Origin of the sequence: Micromonospora sp. NPDC050980 (genome assembly GCF_040653835.1) — a bacterium.
Lineage (GTDB): Bacteria > Actinomycetota > Actinomycetes > Mycobacteriales > Micromonosporaceae > Micromonospora.
Genome location: NZ_JBFAGS010000003.1, coordinates 121,720 through 135,663 on the forward strand (window position 1 = coordinate 121,720; position 13,944 = coordinate 135,663).

General features: G+C 74.4%; 13 protein-coding genes. 1 reads left to right on the forward strand and 12 read right to left on the reverse strand.

Annotation, left to right across the window (positions count from 1 at the left end):
- Window positions 1–13 precede the first annotated feature (13 nt).
- From AB0H28_RS06960 to rsmD, 9 genes are all read right to left on the reverse strand, one after another.
- A complete protein-coding gene (locus tag AB0H28_RS06960) occupies window positions 14–2,233 on the reverse strand; it encodes an MMPL family transporter (RefSeq protein WP_358035409.1) in 2,220 nt (739 codons plus the stop codon).
- Window positions 2,234–2,467: 234 nt separating this feature from the next.
- Window positions 2,468–3,325 carry a bifunctional DNA-formamidopyrimidine glycosylase/DNA-(apurinic or apyrimidinic site) lyase gene (gene mutM / locus AB0H28_RS06965; RefSeq protein ID WP_358035412.1) on the reverse strand — a complete coding sequence of 286 codons (858 nt, stop codon included), beginning with the start codon at window positions 3,323–3,325 and terminating at the stop codon, window positions 2,468–2,470.
- Window positions 3,318–4,136: a ribonuclease III gene (gene rnc, locus AB0H28_RS06970; protein WP_358035415.1), complete on the reverse strand. Its 819-nt coding sequence runs from the start codon at window positions 4,134–4,136 to the stop codon at window positions 3,318–3,320. The genes mutM and rnc overlap by 8 nt, the downstream gene beginning before the upstream one ends.
- Window positions 4,133–5,092, reverse strand: a complete 960-nt coding sequence (locus AB0H28_RS06975) for a phosphate acyltransferase PlsX (RefSeq protein WP_358035938.1) — start codon at window positions 5,090–5,092, stop codon at window positions 4,133–4,135. Before AB0H28_RS06975 ends, rnc begins: the two co-directional genes overlap by 4 nt.
- 132 nt (window positions 5,093–5,224) lie before the next feature.
- Window positions 5,225–5,398, reverse strand: a complete 174-nt coding sequence (gene rpmF, locus AB0H28_RS06980) for a 50S ribosomal protein L32 (RefSeq protein WP_089156974.1) — start codon at window positions 5,396–5,398, stop codon at window positions 5,225–5,227.
- A 5-nt stretch (window positions 5,399–5,403) separates the two neighbouring features.
- Window positions 5,404–5,967, reverse strand: a complete 564-nt coding sequence (locus tag AB0H28_RS06985; RefSeq protein ID WP_358035418.1) for a YceD family protein — start codon at window positions 5,965–5,967, stop codon at window positions 5,404–5,406.
- A 127-nt stretch (window positions 5,968–6,094) separates the two neighbouring features.
- Window positions 6,095–6,592: a hypothetical protein gene (locus tag AB0H28_RS06990; protein ID WP_358035421.1), complete on the reverse strand. Its 498-nt coding sequence runs from the start codon at window positions 6,590–6,592 to the stop codon at window positions 6,095–6,097.
- 152 nt (window positions 6,593–6,744) lie between these two features.
- Entirely contained in the window at window positions 6,745–7,221 is a 477-nt protein-coding gene (gene coaD, locus AB0H28_RS06995) for a pantetheine-phosphate adenylyltransferase (RefSeq protein WP_358035423.1), read from the reverse strand.
- The gene (gene rsmD / locus AB0H28_RS07000; RefSeq protein ID WP_358035426.1) at window positions 7,218–7,781 is read right to left on the reverse strand and encodes a 16S rRNA (guanine(966)-N(2))-methyltransferase RsmD; all 564 of its coding nucleotides are present in this window, start codon (window positions 7,779–7,781) and stop codon (window positions 7,218–7,220) included. Before rsmD ends, coaD begins: the two co-directional genes overlap by 4 nt.
- 246 nt (window positions 7,782–8,027) lie before the next feature.
- Between rsmD and AB0H28_RS07005 the strand changes: the two genes are divergently transcribed.
- The gene (locus AB0H28_RS07005) at window positions 8,028–8,969 is read left to right on the forward strand and encodes a cell wall anchor protein (protein ID WP_358035429.1); all 942 of its coding nucleotides are present in this window, start codon (window positions 8,028–8,030) and stop codon (window positions 8,967–8,969) included.
- Between the two features lie 132 nt (window positions 8,970–9,101).
- Here the strand turns inward: AB0H28_RS07005 and AB0H28_RS07010 are convergent, their stop codons facing one another.
- From AB0H28_RS07010 to AB0H28_RS07020, 3 genes are read right to left on the reverse strand one after another with little or no spacing between them, the layout of a single operon-like run.
- Window positions 9,102–10,040: a serine hydrolase domain-containing protein gene (locus AB0H28_RS07010; protein WP_358035431.1), complete on the reverse strand. Its 939-nt coding sequence runs from the start codon at window positions 10,038–10,040 to the stop codon at window positions 9,102–9,104.
- 24 nt (window positions 10,041–10,064) lie between these two features.
- A complete protein-coding gene (gene recG / locus AB0H28_RS07015; RefSeq protein WP_358035434.1) occupies window positions 10,065–12,272 on the reverse strand; it encodes an ATP-dependent DNA helicase RecG in 2,208 nt (735 codons plus the stop codon).
- On the reverse strand, window positions 12,269–13,876 hold the full coding sequence (locus AB0H28_RS07020) for a DAK2 domain-containing protein (protein WP_358035940.1): 1,608 nt from the start codon (window positions 13,874–13,876) through the stop codon (window positions 12,269–12,271). The genes recG and AB0H28_RS07020 overlap by 4 nt, the downstream gene beginning before the upstream one ends.
- Window positions 13,877–13,944: the final 68 nt, after the last annotated feature.

Genomic DNA, 13,944 nt, shown 5'->3' on the forward strand with positions numbered 1-13,944 from the left:
CGTCGGCGGGGGGTCAGCGGGCGCCGACCAACTCCGGCGCGGGCGCGGCCGGCGGCTCCGGCGGGGTCGCCGGGCGGCGACGCAGGAACCGTGGCGCCCACCAGTTCGCGTCGCCCAGCAGGGTCATCACCGACGGCAGCACCACCGCCCGGATGATCGTGGCGTCCAGCAGGATCGCCGCGGCCAGCCCGATGCCGAGCTGCTTGAAGTCGATCATGCTGAGCGTGGCGAAGATCGAGAAGACCCCGACCATCACGATCGCCGCGCTGGTGACCACGCCGGCCGAGGACGTGATCCCGTACGCCACCGCCTCCCGGTTGGGCATCCCCCGGTCGACCGCCTCACGGATCCGGCTGACCACGAAGACGTGGTAGTCCATGGAGAGGCCGAACAGCACCACGAACAGGAACAGCGGCAGCCAGGTGACGATGGCGTCCATCGAGGTGAAGCCGAGCAGCCCGGCCGCCCAGTCGCTCTGGAAGACCAGCACCAGCAGTCCGTACGCGGCGCCGACCGAGAGCAGGTTGAGCAGGATGGAGGTGAGCGCCACCACCACCGACCGGAACGTCCAGGCCATCACCAGGAACGTCAACGCCAGCACGAACGCGGCGACCACCGGCAGCTTCGCCCAGATGTGGTCGGCGTAGTCCTCGCTGGCGGCCACCCCGCCGCCGACCGCGTACTCCACGCCGGGGATGCCGTCCAACGCGGCCGGCACCAGGTCCCGGCGCAACTCGTGCAGCGACCGGGATGCCTCGTCGGAGCGGCTGGCGTACGGCGTCGCCACGTTCAGCACCGACACCCGCCGGTCCGCCGACACCTTGATCTCCGGGCCGTCCCCCTCGGTGGGCGCGAAGAGCGGGTCGGTGGCGGTCCGGCCGGCCAGGCCGGTGAGCGCCGCCCGCACCCGGTCGGCCTGGTCCGCGGGCGCCCGCACCGCCACCGTGTGGCTGGTGCCGCTGCTCGGGAACGCCGCGGTGAGCCGGTCGTACGCCTGCATGGCCGGCGTGCTGCGCGGCACGTCCTCGGCGCCGGGGAACTTGAGCTTCATGCCGAGCGCGGGCGCGGCCAGGGCGAGCAGCAGCGCGACCGAGATCAGCAGCGTGGCCGTCGGCGCGCGCAGCGCGGGCCGCAGCACGGCCGGCCAGAACCGGGGCCGCGCCGGCTGCCCGGGCCGGCCGCCGCGCGCCGCGGTGAGCCGCCACAACAGCGGCACCCGGGGCCGGTCGACCCAGCGGCCCAGCTTCGCCAGCAGCGCCGGCAGCACGGTCAGCGAGCCGATCACCGCCACCGCGACCACCAGGATCGAGCCGACGGCCAGCGACGAGAAGATGGCGTCCTGGGCGAGCAACAGGCCGGCCATCGAGATGATCACGGCGGTGCCGGAGACCACCACGGCGTGCCCGGAGGTCTCCGCCGCGATCTCCACCGCGTCCAGGCCGGACCGGCCCTTGGCCCGCTCCTCACGCTCCCGCCGCACGTAGAACAGCGAGTAGTCGACCCCCACCGCCATGCCGATCAGCAGGATGACGCTGGCCGTGGTGTCGGTCGCGGGCACCAGGTGCGAGGCGAGCGTGGACAGGCCCATCGCGGCGGCCACCGAGGAGAGCGCGAGCAGCACCGGCACACCGGCCGCGATCAGCGCCCCGAACGCGATGATCAGGATCGCCAGCGTCACCGGCAGGCTGAGCAGCTCGGCCCGCTTGAAGTCCTCGCCGAGCGTGTCGTCGAGTGCCCTGTCGATCGACGGGCCGCCGACCTGCTCCACCCGCAGGTCCGGGTGCGCCTGCTGCACCTTGGCGGTGGTGTCCCGCAGCGGCTGCACCCGGTCCGCCGCGGTGGCCGGGTCACCCGCCATGGTGATCGGCAGCAGCAGCGCGGTCCCGTCCCGCGACGGCACCGGCGTACCCACCGACGCGACGCCCTCGACGTCGCGCAACCGGCCCGCCGCGTCCTTCGCGACGGCCGTCGCGGCGGCCGGGTCCAGCGCGCCCGACCGTGCGGTGATCAGCACGTTCTCGGTGGCCGGTTCGTGGAAGTCACCGCCGTCGACGATCAGCTCGGCCCGCCCGAACTCGCCGATCGCCTGATCCGCGTCGGTGGCCTCGTTCAGCCCGGCGGCGTTGCCGCCGACGAAGCACACCGCGACGAACACCACCCACAGCGCGATGGCCCGCCAGGGATGCTCCGCACTCCACCGCGCCAGCCGCACGGTCACCGGTCGCCTGCCCATATCCGGGTTCCCTCCAGACGTCGGCACCCTGCCGACGTCTGCCGACGCTAGGCAGCCGGCGCGGATCGGGCATCGGGGAGCGGCCCCGGCTCCTCCCCGATGGGGCCGGGGCCGCCACGCGGCCGGAACCGGCCGCGCCGGTCGGGCGGAAAAGGGCAATTCAGGGTACGGCGCGGTGCGCCGCCGGAGAGCGGCCGGCGCAGCACACCGGCGCAACCCCGAACCGGCTCCGGGTCATCCCCGAAGGGCGCCCCGGGGTCGCGGCTGGCAGCGCGGGCAACTGTAGGAGGACCGGTTCATGAACGCCTCCCGCCGGATCGGCGCGCCGCAGCGCGGGCAGGGCTCCCCCTCCCGGCCGTACGCGTTGAGCGACCGGTCGAAGTAGCCGCTCTCGCCGTTGACGTTGACGTACAGCTCGTCGAAGCTGGTGCCGCCCTGCTTGATCGCCTCACCGAGCACGTCGCGCACGTGGCCGAGCAGGCGCAGCGCCGCCGGGCGGGTCAGCGCGTCGGTCGACCGGGCGCCGTGCAGCCGCGCCCGCCACAGCGCCTCGTCGGCATAGATGTTGCCCACCCCGGAGATCAGCGTCTGGTCGAGCAACGCCCGCTTGACCTCCGTACGCCGGCGGCGCAACGCCGCCACGAACACGTCGTCGGAGAACTCCGGGTCCATCGGGTCCCGGGCGATGTGCGCGATCTCGGCCGGCAACTCCGCCCCGCCCTCGGACACCGACAGCCCGCCGAACGTGCGCTGGTCGACGAAACGCAGCTCCGGCCCGTCGTCGGCGAACCGGAACCGGACCCGCAGGTGCAGCTCGTCGGCCGCCTCGGCCGGCTGCAGCAACAACTGGCCGGACATGCCGAGGTGCCCGATCACCGCGTCCCCGCTGTCCAGCGGCAGCCACAGGTACTTGCCCCGGCGGCGTACGCCGGTGATCGTCCGGCCGGCCAGCACGTCGGCGAAGTGCGCCCCGCCCGGCGCGTGCCGGCGTACCGCCCGGGGGTGACGCACCTCGACCGTGGTGATCCGCCGGCCGACGACCCACTGCGCCAGGCCCTGCCGGACGGTCTCCACCTCGGGCAGCTCAGGCACGGCCGGCGCCCGCCTCGGCGTCCTGCGGGTCCGCCGCCTCGGCCGCGGCCCGCGCCTCGGCCTCCGCCCGCGCGGTCGCCTCCGCCCGCGCGGTCGCCTCCGCCTGCTCGGTCAGCATCCGCCAGGCCGACTCGGCGGCCCGCTGCTCGGCCTCCTTCTTGCTGCGCCCCTCCGCGCCGCCGTACCGGTTGCCGGCCACCACCACCCAGGCGGTGAACGTCTTCAGGTGGTCCGGGCCGGTGCCCTCGATCCGGTATTCCGGCACGCCCAGCCCCAGCGCCGCGGTCAGCTCCTGGAGGCTGGTCTTCCAGTCCAGCGCCGCGCCCCGGCCGGCCGACTCCGCCATCAGCGGGTCGAAGAGTCGGTGGATCACGATGGCCGCGGTGTCCAGGCCGTATTGCAGGTAGATGGCGCCGAGCAGCGCCTCCAGCGTGTCGGCGAGGATGCTCGCCTTGTCCCGCCCGCCGGTGGCCTCCTCGCCCTTGCCCAGCAACAGGTAGGCGCCGAGCCCGTCCGGGCCGAGACCGCGCGCCACGTCGGCCAGCGCGCGCATGTTGACCACGCTGGCCCGCAGCTTCGCGAGCTGCCCCTCGGGCAGGTCCGGATGGTTGTGGAAGAGCGCGGTGGTGATCACGACGCCGAGCACCGAGTCGCCCAGGAACTCCAGCCGCTCGTTGGTGGGCAGGCCGCCGTTCTCGTACGCGAAGGAACGGTGGGTCAGCGCGCGCTCCAGCAGCTCCGGGTCGAGCGACACGCCGAAGGCCGCCTCCAGGTGGCTGACGGGGGCACGCCGCCGCTTCTCGTTGGTCATGGTGCTACCTCGGTGTCGTCGCGGTCGGGTGCGGGTTCGTGCGGGATCTCGGCGAGCAGGGCGCGGACCGTGCCGGCGGCGTCGCGACGCCACAGGTGGGCGGCCAGGGCGATGCCCGAGGCGAGGTCGTCCGGACCGGCGGCGCCGTGGCACACCACCACGGTGCCGGCCACCCCGAGCAGGGCCGCCGCCCGTGGCGCGGCGCCGTTCGCCGTCGGCCCACCGGCCATGGCGTACGCGCCCTCGATCGCCTTGAGCAGGACGTTGCCGGTGAATCCGTCGGTCACCACCACGTCGGCGCGGGTGCCGAGGGAGATGTCGTACCCCTCGACCAGGCCGACGTAGCGGGCGCCGCCGGGCAACGGCACGGCGGCCAGGACCGGGTCGGCGGACCGGCGCAGGCGGTCGCCCTTGCCCGCCTCGTGGCCGACGGAGAGCAGCCCCACCCGGGGCGCGGCGACCGCGTGGGCGACGGCCGCGTAGGCGGCGCCGAGGACGGCGTGCCGGGCCAGCGTGGCCGGGCCGGGTTCCAGTGAGCCGCCGACGTCCAGCAGCACCACCGGCCCGTCGACCGCGGGCAGCGTGGCGACCAGCGCGGGTCGGCGTACCCCCGGCCAGCGGCCGAGGCCGAGCGCGGCGGCGGTGACGGTGGCGCCGGTCGAGCCGGCGGAGACCACGGCGTCGGCGAGGCCGTCGTGGACGGCCTGCACGGCCGTGCGGACGGTGCTGGCGCCGCGGCCGGCGGTCGGGTGGTCGGCCATGCCGACGACGGTCCGCACCGGGCGGACCGTGACCCGGGCACGCTGGGGCGGGTCGAGCGCACCGATGAGCCCGTCGGTGACCTCGGTCGGACCGACGAGCAGCAGGTGCAGGTCAGGGTCGGTGCGCACCGCCCGCAGAGCGCCGTCAACCACGACGGCGGGAGCATCGTCCCCGCCGAGGAGGTCGACGGCGATCCGCGCGGTGCCCGGCTCCGACGGCCGGCCGGCCGGGGAACGGCCGGTGGCGGAGGGAGCCGGGGCACCGGGCTTCGGCCGTGGTGCGCGCGCCACCCGAGAAGTGGTCGGGGGCGTCACTCGGCGTCCAGGTCAGACCTCGAGAACCTGGCGGCCGTTGTACGTGCCGCAGACGGAGCAGGCGGCGTGCGGCAGCTTCGGCGACTTGCACTGCGGGCAGGCCACGGTCGCCACCACCGAGGCCTTCCAGTTCGCCCGGCGGGCGCGGGTGTTGCTGCGCGACATCTTGCGCTTGGGGACGGCCACGGTTCCTACTCCTCTGTACGGGTCAGTTGCGACAGGCCCGCCCAACGGGGGTCGACCTGCTGGTGACTGTGGTCGGCCGGCAGATCGTCCCAGTGCACCCCACAGTCGGGGCACAGACCTGGGCAGTCCTCCCGGCAGAGCGGATTGGTCGGCAGCGCGAGCACCACCGCGTCCCGCACCGCCGGCTCCAGGTCGATCAGATCGCCCTGCATCCGGCCCACCTCGTCCTCGTCGGTCGTCTCGTCCGTGGTGCTGTCCTCGTACGCGTACAGCTCCTGGACGGTCACGGCCACCGAGTCGTCGATCTCGCGCAGGCAGCGCCCGCACTCGCCCCGGACGGGACCGGTGACGGTCCCGGAGACGAGCACGCCCTGGGACACCGACTCCAACCTCAGGTCGAGGTCGAGGTCCGCGCCCTCCGGCACGCCGATCAGCTCCACGCCGAGGTCCGCCGGTGCCGTCACGACCCGCTGGAGCGTACGCAACGCGCCAGGGCGACGCGGCAGGTCCCTCGTGTCGAGGACCAGCGGCGCCCTGGGGTCGAGATGGCTTGGCGAATGTTTGGGCATAGTCAGACTCCGGCCGGTGAGAGGCCGACAAAAAAGGTTACCTGGCTGGGGGGCGGACCGTCGAACCGGGGGCGCATCCGCCCCGGTCCGGCGGCAGCCGGCTGTCGGCGACCGGCCGGCGCGCCGCTCAGAAGGGTAGCGGGCGGTCGGCCTCGTCCCCAGCGAAGGTGCCGATCTCCCGCAGCGCGTGCATCTTGTCCCGGCCGCGCTCTATCGAGGCCAACGCCCGGGTGAGGAACTGCTCGAAGTTGGCCAGCGCGGTGTCGACGTAGTCGTCGACCTCCTCGCGGAGGCGCTGCGCCTCGGCCCGCGCCTCGGCGATGATCCGGGCGCCCTCGTGCTCGGCCGAGACGGTGATCTCGTTCACCGAGACCAGCCGGGCGTGTTCCGCCTCACCCTCGCTGATGATCCGGTCGGCCTCACGCTTGCCGGCCTCCATGATCTTGTCCCGCTCCTCCAGCAGCGCGGCGGCGCGGCGCAGGTCGGCGGGCAGCTCCGCGCGCATCTCGTCGAGCGCCGCGATCATCTCGCCGCGGTCGACCATGCAGTTGTTGCGCGACATCGGGACGGAGCGGGCCTGCTCCACCATGGCGATCAGTTCGTCGATGCGATCGAGCGGGTCCACCGGCGCCTCACCCCTGTCTTCGTCGGCCGCCCTCCATGATGCGGCCTGCGCCCGGTTTCGGCGCTGCCCCCATCATGTCGCGCCCCGACCACTCCCGCCCCACCCGCCCCCGCCCGGCGCGTCGCCCCGAGCCGGTCGACCGTGGGCACCGATCAGGGGCGCAGGCGGGCCACGAGCTGCTCGCGGACCAGGTCGGGGACGTGGGCGGAGATGTCGCCGCCCCACTTCGCGACGTCCTTGACCAGGCTGGAGGAGAGGAACGAGTAGAGCGGGTTGGTCGGCATGAAGAGCGTTTCCACGCCGGCCAGACCGACGTTCATCTGGGCCATCTGCAACTCGTAGTCGAAGTCGCTGACCGCACGCAGGCCCTTGATCAGCACGCTCGCCCGCTGGTCCCGGCAGAAGTCGACGAGCAGGCCGCGGAACGACTCCACCCGGACGTTGTCGTACGAGGAGGTCACCTCGCGGAGCATCTTGATCCGCTCCTCGACCGTGAACAACCCCTGCTTCGACTGGTTGACCAGCACGCCGACGATCACCTCGTCGAACAGCCGGCTGGCCCGGCCGATGATGTCGAGGTGACCGTTGGTGACCGGGTCGAACGAGCCCGGGCAGACCGCACGTCTCATGATCGGCGACCGTACCAAAGGGTGGTCTCGCCGTAGCGGCGACTGCGGTCCGCAGTGACGCCTTCCACCCAGCCGACCGCCCCGGTGCGGCTGGACCGCTCCACGACCACCATGGCGTCCGGCGCGAGCCAGCCGCCGTCGACGAGCGCGGCAAGCATCGCGCTGATCTCCGCCTCCGGCGTCGCGTAGGGCGGATCGGCGAAGACCACGTCGTACGGCCCGCCGTCCGGGCCGGCCGCCAGCACGCCGCCCACCTTCCCGGTGACCAGCCGCGCGGCCGGGGCGGCCCGCAGCGCGGCGACGTTCTCCCGGATCACCCGGGCGGCCCGGGCGTCCGACTCGACCAGCAGCACGTGGGCCGCGCCCCGGGACAGCGCCTCCAGGCCGACCGCGCCGGAGCCGGCGTAGAGGTCGGCGAACCGCGCCCCGGCCAGGTCGAGGTCGGCCTGCACGGCGCTGAACAGCGCCTCCCGCACCCGGTCCGAGGTGGGCCGGGTGCCGGCGCCGGGCGGCGCGGCGATCCGCCGCCCGCCGAGCGTGCCGGCCACGATCCGGGTCACCGTCGTCCCCTGCGCATGCCCCGACGCTACGCGACCGGAGGAAACCCGCGGCACACCACCCGCAGCGACGGCCGGTGACCCCACGTGCATCAATGATCTCGAATTCATAACGGACCCTTTACGACCTGTAGATCGCGGTAACGCCCACGGTGTCGATCTCGCTAGGGTCTGCCCGGTTGCCGTGCGGACGCGCGACTCCGGTCCGTCCGCCGCGCCCCTCTCCCATCCTCCCCCTCAGGAGAAGACGTGAACCGTCTCCACCTCCGGCGTGCCGTGGCGGTTGCCGCCGGCGCGCTGATCGGCCTCGCGGGTGTGGCCACCGCCGCCGCCCCGGCCGCCGCCCACCACCCCGAGCCCTCCGGCAGCTACTGCGCCACCAAGGACGGCAAGGTCACCGTCACCTGGTCGGTGATCAGCAGCGAGCGCGACATCTCGGGCCGGATCACCAAGCTCGAATCCACCGTGCCCGGCGACATCACCGGCGGCCTGACCGTTGGCGCGGAACTGAAGAAGCAGAGCGAGGGGCCGCTGACCGGCACCCAGACCCACACGTTCAGCGGTGAGATCCCCGAACTCAAGCTGACCGTCGGGGCGCACTGGGACCGGGGCCGGCAGTCGCACGACGGTGAGCGCACCGTGGTGGCCCAGCCCACCCGGAACTGCGAGGTCGAGGAGAGCCCCGCACCGTCGCCGAGCACCCCGACGCCGACGCCGAGTGCGACGCCGGAGTCGAGCGAGCCGCCGACGCCCACCCCGACGCCGTCCGCGTCCACGCCGCCGAGCCCGTCCGCGACGCCCTCCGCCCCGGCCGAGCCGATCTTCAAGCTGGACCAGGACTGCGACTCGATGACCTTCACCGTGGAGAACCCGGCGAACGGCGTCCCCTTCACCGCCACGCTGACCACCGAGAAGGGCGTCACCGAGAAGCTCGTCTCCGAGCCGGGCAGGACCGCCTCGGTCGAGTTCGACGCCTACCGGGGCCTCAAGGTCACCGTGAAGTACGACGTGGTCGAAGACTCCGAGACCATCCCGTACACCCAGCCGGAGGACTGCTCCGGCCAGGGCGGCGGCCTGCCGGTGACCGGCCCGGCCGCGGGCGCCATCGCCGGTGGCGCCGTGCTGCTGCTGGGCGCCGGCGCGGTGCTCCACGTGGTGGCCCGCCGTCGCCGGATCAGCTTCACCGCCTGACCCATCAGCTTCACCGTCGAGGGCGCGTCGACCACCCGGTCGGCGCGCCCTCGCCGCATGGTCCACTCCAGCACGCCGAGGTGGCGGTGTCATACCACGCGGGACACCCCCACCACGCCGAGCTGGTGTGGATCACGCCGGGTCGGAGTCGAGCACGGACGTGACCGCCACCGGATCGATCTCGGCCTGGTTGGTCAGCAGCACCAGGCGGTGGTCGGTGTCGGGCAGCCAGGCGGCGAACGCCTTGTAGCCGCCGTTGTCGCCGGAGTGGTGGACCGCCCGCCGGCCGGCCAGCGGGCCGACGAAGAACCCGTAGCCGTACGCCTCGCCGGGCCGGCCGGTCGGCGCGTGCGGCGCGGTCATCGCGGCCACCGAGGCCGGGGCGAGCAACCGGCCCCGACGTGGCACGTCGAGCCAGGTGAGCAGGTCCGCCCCGGTGCACCAGACGTCACCGGCGCCCATGCTCACGGTCGCCAGGTCCCACGACGGCACCGGCCGGCCCCCCTCGTGCCCGACCGCCACGTCCGGCCGTCCGTCGCCCGACCCGGCGAAGCTGCCCGTCATGCCGAGCGGCGCGAAGACCTCCTCGGCGAGGAACTCGGCATAGGGTCGCCCGGCCGCCCGCTCGACGGCGCGGGCCAGCAACACGTAGCCGGGGCTGCTGTAGTGCCAGCCCCCGCCGGGCGGAAACAGCGGCGGCACGGCGGCGAACGCGGCGAGCAGGGCGTCCGGCTCGGCCGGCGCGGCGAGATCGATCGCCGGGTGCTCCTCCCAGTGACCGAGGCCCGAGGTGTGGGTGAGCAGGTGGTGCAGCGTGATTCCGGACCATGCCGACGGCGGGTCGGGCAACCAGCGCACCACCGGGTCGGTCAGGCGCAGGACGCCCCGCTCGGCGAGCAACAGCACCGCGACGGCCGCCATCTGCTTGCTGATCGAGGCGATCTGGAACCGGGTGGCCGAGGTGCAGGGCGCACCGGTGGCCTCGTCGGCCACCCCGGCGACCCGGTCGACCAGAAGCTCGTCGCCCCGGGCCAGTAGCAGCACACCGCGATCGTGCGAAAAGATCGACATCGCCGGAGCCTAACCGAGCGTGACTCAGCCCTTCTCCAGGTATTCCGCCCGCTCCGCGTCGACGAGCGCGGCGACCGAAGCCGCCAGCGCCGGATGGCGGGCCAGCTCCGGATCCTCCTCGACCAGGGCGATCGCCTCGGCCCGGGCGTCCCGGATCAGATCGGTGTCGCGTCTCAGCGACAACAGCCGCAGGTGCGAACGCCGGCCGGACTGGGTCGCGCCCAGCACGTCGCCCTCCCGGCGCTGCTCCAGGTCGAGCTCGGCCAGCTTGAACCCGTCGGTGGTGGAGGCCACCGCGTCCAGCCGCTCCCGGGCCGACGAGCCCTCGGCCGCCTCGGTGACCAGCAGGCAGAGACCGGCGGCCGAACCCCGACCCACCCGGCCCCGCAACTGGTGCAGTTGGGACACGCCGAACCGGTCGGCGTCCAGCACGATCATCACGGTGGCGTTGGGCACGTTCACGCCCACCTCGACCACCGTGGTCGCCACCAGCACGTCCAGGTCGCCGGCGGCGTACGCGCGCATCACCGCGTCCTTCTCGTCGGCCGGCAGCCGACCGTGCAGCACCCCGATCCGCAGGCCGTGCAGCGGCCCCTCGGCGAGCAGCGGCGCCACCTCGGTCACCGCCAGCGGCGGGCGTCGACCGTTGTCGTCCTCGCGTGGCGGCTCCTCGTCGGACACCGGACCTTCCCCGATCCGGGGACACACCACGTACGCCTGGTGGCCCTTGGCGACCTCCTCGCGCAACCGGCGCCAGGCCCGGTCGAGGAAGGCCGGCTTCTCGGCGGCCGGGACCACGTGCGAGGCGATCGGCGAACGGCCCTGCGGCAACTGGGACAGGGTGGACGTCTCCAGGTCGCCGTAGACGGTCATCGCGACCGTACGCGGGATCGGGGTGGCGGTCATCACCAGCACGTGCGGCGGCTGGTCGGCCTTGGCGCGCAGCGCGTCCCGCTGCTCCACGCCGAACCGGTGCTGCTCGTCCACCACCACCAGGCCCAGGTCGGCGAAGTCGACACCCTCGTAGAGCAGGGCGTGCGTGCCGAGCACGATGCCGGCCCGGCCCTCCGCCACCTCGGCCAGGGCCCGCCGCCGGGCCGCCGCGCCGAGCGAGCCGGTGACCAGCTCGACCCCTGTCGCGTCGTCGGCGGCGCCCAGCTCACCGGCCCGGCCGAGCGGGCCGAGCAGGTCGAGGATGCCCCGGTGGTGCTGGGCGGCGAGCACCTCGGTCGGGGCGAGCAGCGCGGCCTGACCGCCGGCGTCGACCACCTGGAGCATGGCGCGCAACGCCACCACCGTCTTGCCGGAACCCACCTCGCCCTGCAACAACCGGTGCATCGGGTGCGCGGTGGCCAGGTCGGCGGCGATCTCCCGGCCCACCACCTGCTGGCCGGAGGTCAGCTCGTACGGCAGCCGCGCGTCGAAGGCGTCCAGCAGGCCGCCCGCCTTCGCCGGCCGGGACCGTGCCGGCCACGCCGCCGCCCGGTGCTTGCGCTGCACCAGGGTGAGCTGCACCGCGAACGCCTCGTCCCACTTCAGCCGGCGGCGGGCCCGGTAGAGCGCCTCCTTGCTGGTCGGCCGGTGGATCTCGCGCAGCGCGGTGCCGATGCCGGCCAGGTTGCGGGTGGCCCGCACGCCTGCCGGCAACGGATCGTCCGGCGGGGTGAACGTGTCCAGCACCACCCGGACGCAGCGGGCGATCACCCAGGTCGGCACCGCCGCCGCGGCCGGGTAGACCGGGATCAGCGCACCGGCGAACTCCTCGACCTCCTCGTTGGCCGCCGCCTCGCCGTCGCCGCCCTCGCCGAGCAGGACGTATTCCGGGCCGTTGAGCTGCCGCTTGCCCCGGAACTCAGTCACCTTGCCGGCGAACAGCCCCCACCGCCCCGGGCGCAGCTCCCGTTCCCGCCACGCCTGGTTGCCGAAGAAGGTGCAGGTGAGCACGCCGCCGGAGCCGTCGCCGACGGTGACCTCCAGCAGGTTGCCACGCCGCTGCCGCATCGGGCGGACCGTGGTGCGCTGCACCTGGGCCAGCACGGTCACCTGCTCCCCCACGTCCAGCGAGCGGATGTCGGTGTGCTCGCCGCGCTCGTCGTAGCGGCGCGGGAAGTGGTAGATCAGGTCACCGGCGGTGTGCAGGTCGAGGTGACCGGCGAGCGCCTTCGCGGTCTTCTCCCCCACCAGCTTCTTCAGCGGCGTGTCCACCGTGGCCGCCGCCGCCTCGCTCGTCATTCGACCCCCAACAGGAGCGGGTAGTGCGGCTGGCCGCCCTCGTACGCCTGCACCTCGACGAACGGCCAGGACCGCTCGATGTGGGCGCGGACCCGGTCGGCCAGCCCGGCCGGGGCGTCCGCCCCGCAGAGCAACGTGACCAGCTCGCCACCGCCACCGAGCATCCGGTCGACCACGGCCGTGCAGGTGTCGGTCAGATCCTGCCCGATCAGGTGCACCTCGCCCTCCACCAGGGCCAGCACGTCACCCGGGCGGCACGGGCCGGCGACGGTGAGCGCCTCCCGGCCGGCGTGGCAGACCTCCGCGTAGCGGCACGCGCCGGCCGCCTCGGCCATCGCGATCACGTCGTCCTCGAAGCGTCGCTTCGGGTCGCGCACGGCCAGCGCGGCGAGCGCCTGCACCGGGGAGCGGGTCGGCACCACGCTCACCTTCACGCCGAGGCCGTGCGCCTCCCGCGCCGCCGCGCTCGCCACCGACTGCGTGTTGGGGTCGTTCGGCAGCACCACCACCCGGGCCGCGCCGGTGGCTCGGACCGCGTCGAGCAGCTCGCCGATGGACGGGTTGGCCGGCAACACCACGGCGCCCTCGGCGGCGAACAGCTCGGCGAGGCCGGCGCCGGTCGCCACCACCACGGCGGCCCGGCCGTCGGGCCGCGCCGGCGCGGGCGCCGGGGCGGCCTGATCGGCGAAGCGGGTCACCGTGATCCGGTGCGGGCGGCCGGCGACCACGCCCGCCTCGACGGCGGCGCCGACGTCGTTGACGTGCACGTGCACGTTCCAGGTGCCGGCGCCGTCACCGACGACCGCCAGCGAGTCGCCGAGCGGGGTCAGCGCGCCGCGCAGCCGCGCCACCGCCTCGTCGGTGGCGTCGAGCAGGTACTGCACCTCGTAGGCGTACGCCGGGGAGCCGGTCTCCCGGGTGGCGGTGGCGGGCCGGCGCAGCGCGGGCGGCGCGGGCGCCGGCTGGTCGGGGCTCTCCCCCGTGACCACCTCGACCAGCGCGTCGAGCAGCAGACACAGCCCGCGCCCGCCGGCGTCGACCACCCCGGCGCGGGCCAGCTCGGGCAGTTGCTCCGGGGTGCGCGCCAGCGCCCCGGTGGCCGCCTCGGCCGCGGCCCGGGCCACCGCGCCCAGGTCGTCGCTGTCCGCCCGCCGGGCCGCGTCGGCCGCCGCGGCGACCACGCTGAGCACCGTGCCCTCGACCGGCCGGGCGACCGCCGCGTAGGCGGCGGCGGTGGCGTCGGCCAGCGCGGCGGCGAGCTGACGGCCCCGGACCGTCGCCGCGGCGCCGAGCGTGTCGGCCAGGCCGCGCAGGATCTGCGAGAGGATCACCCCGGAATTGCCCCGCGCGCCCAGCAGCGCACCCTGGGCCATCAGCCGCAGCGCGTGCCCGTGCGGGGTGTGCCCGTCGTCGGGCAGGGTGCCCAGGTCCATCGCCAGGGCCTGCTGCGCCGAGGTGAGCGTGAGCACCAGGTTGGTGCCGGTGTCGCCGTCGGGCACCGGGTAGACGTTCAGGCCGTCGATTTCGCCCTGGTGCCGCTGGAGCGCGGCCAGCCCGCTCGTGCACCAGCGGCGCACCGCTGCCGCGTCGATGGTGTCCAGCACGTCGGGAAGCCTACTGGCGCGCACCGACACGCGCCGGGCTCGCCCGGCGTGTCCGGCCGTCGCGCCGG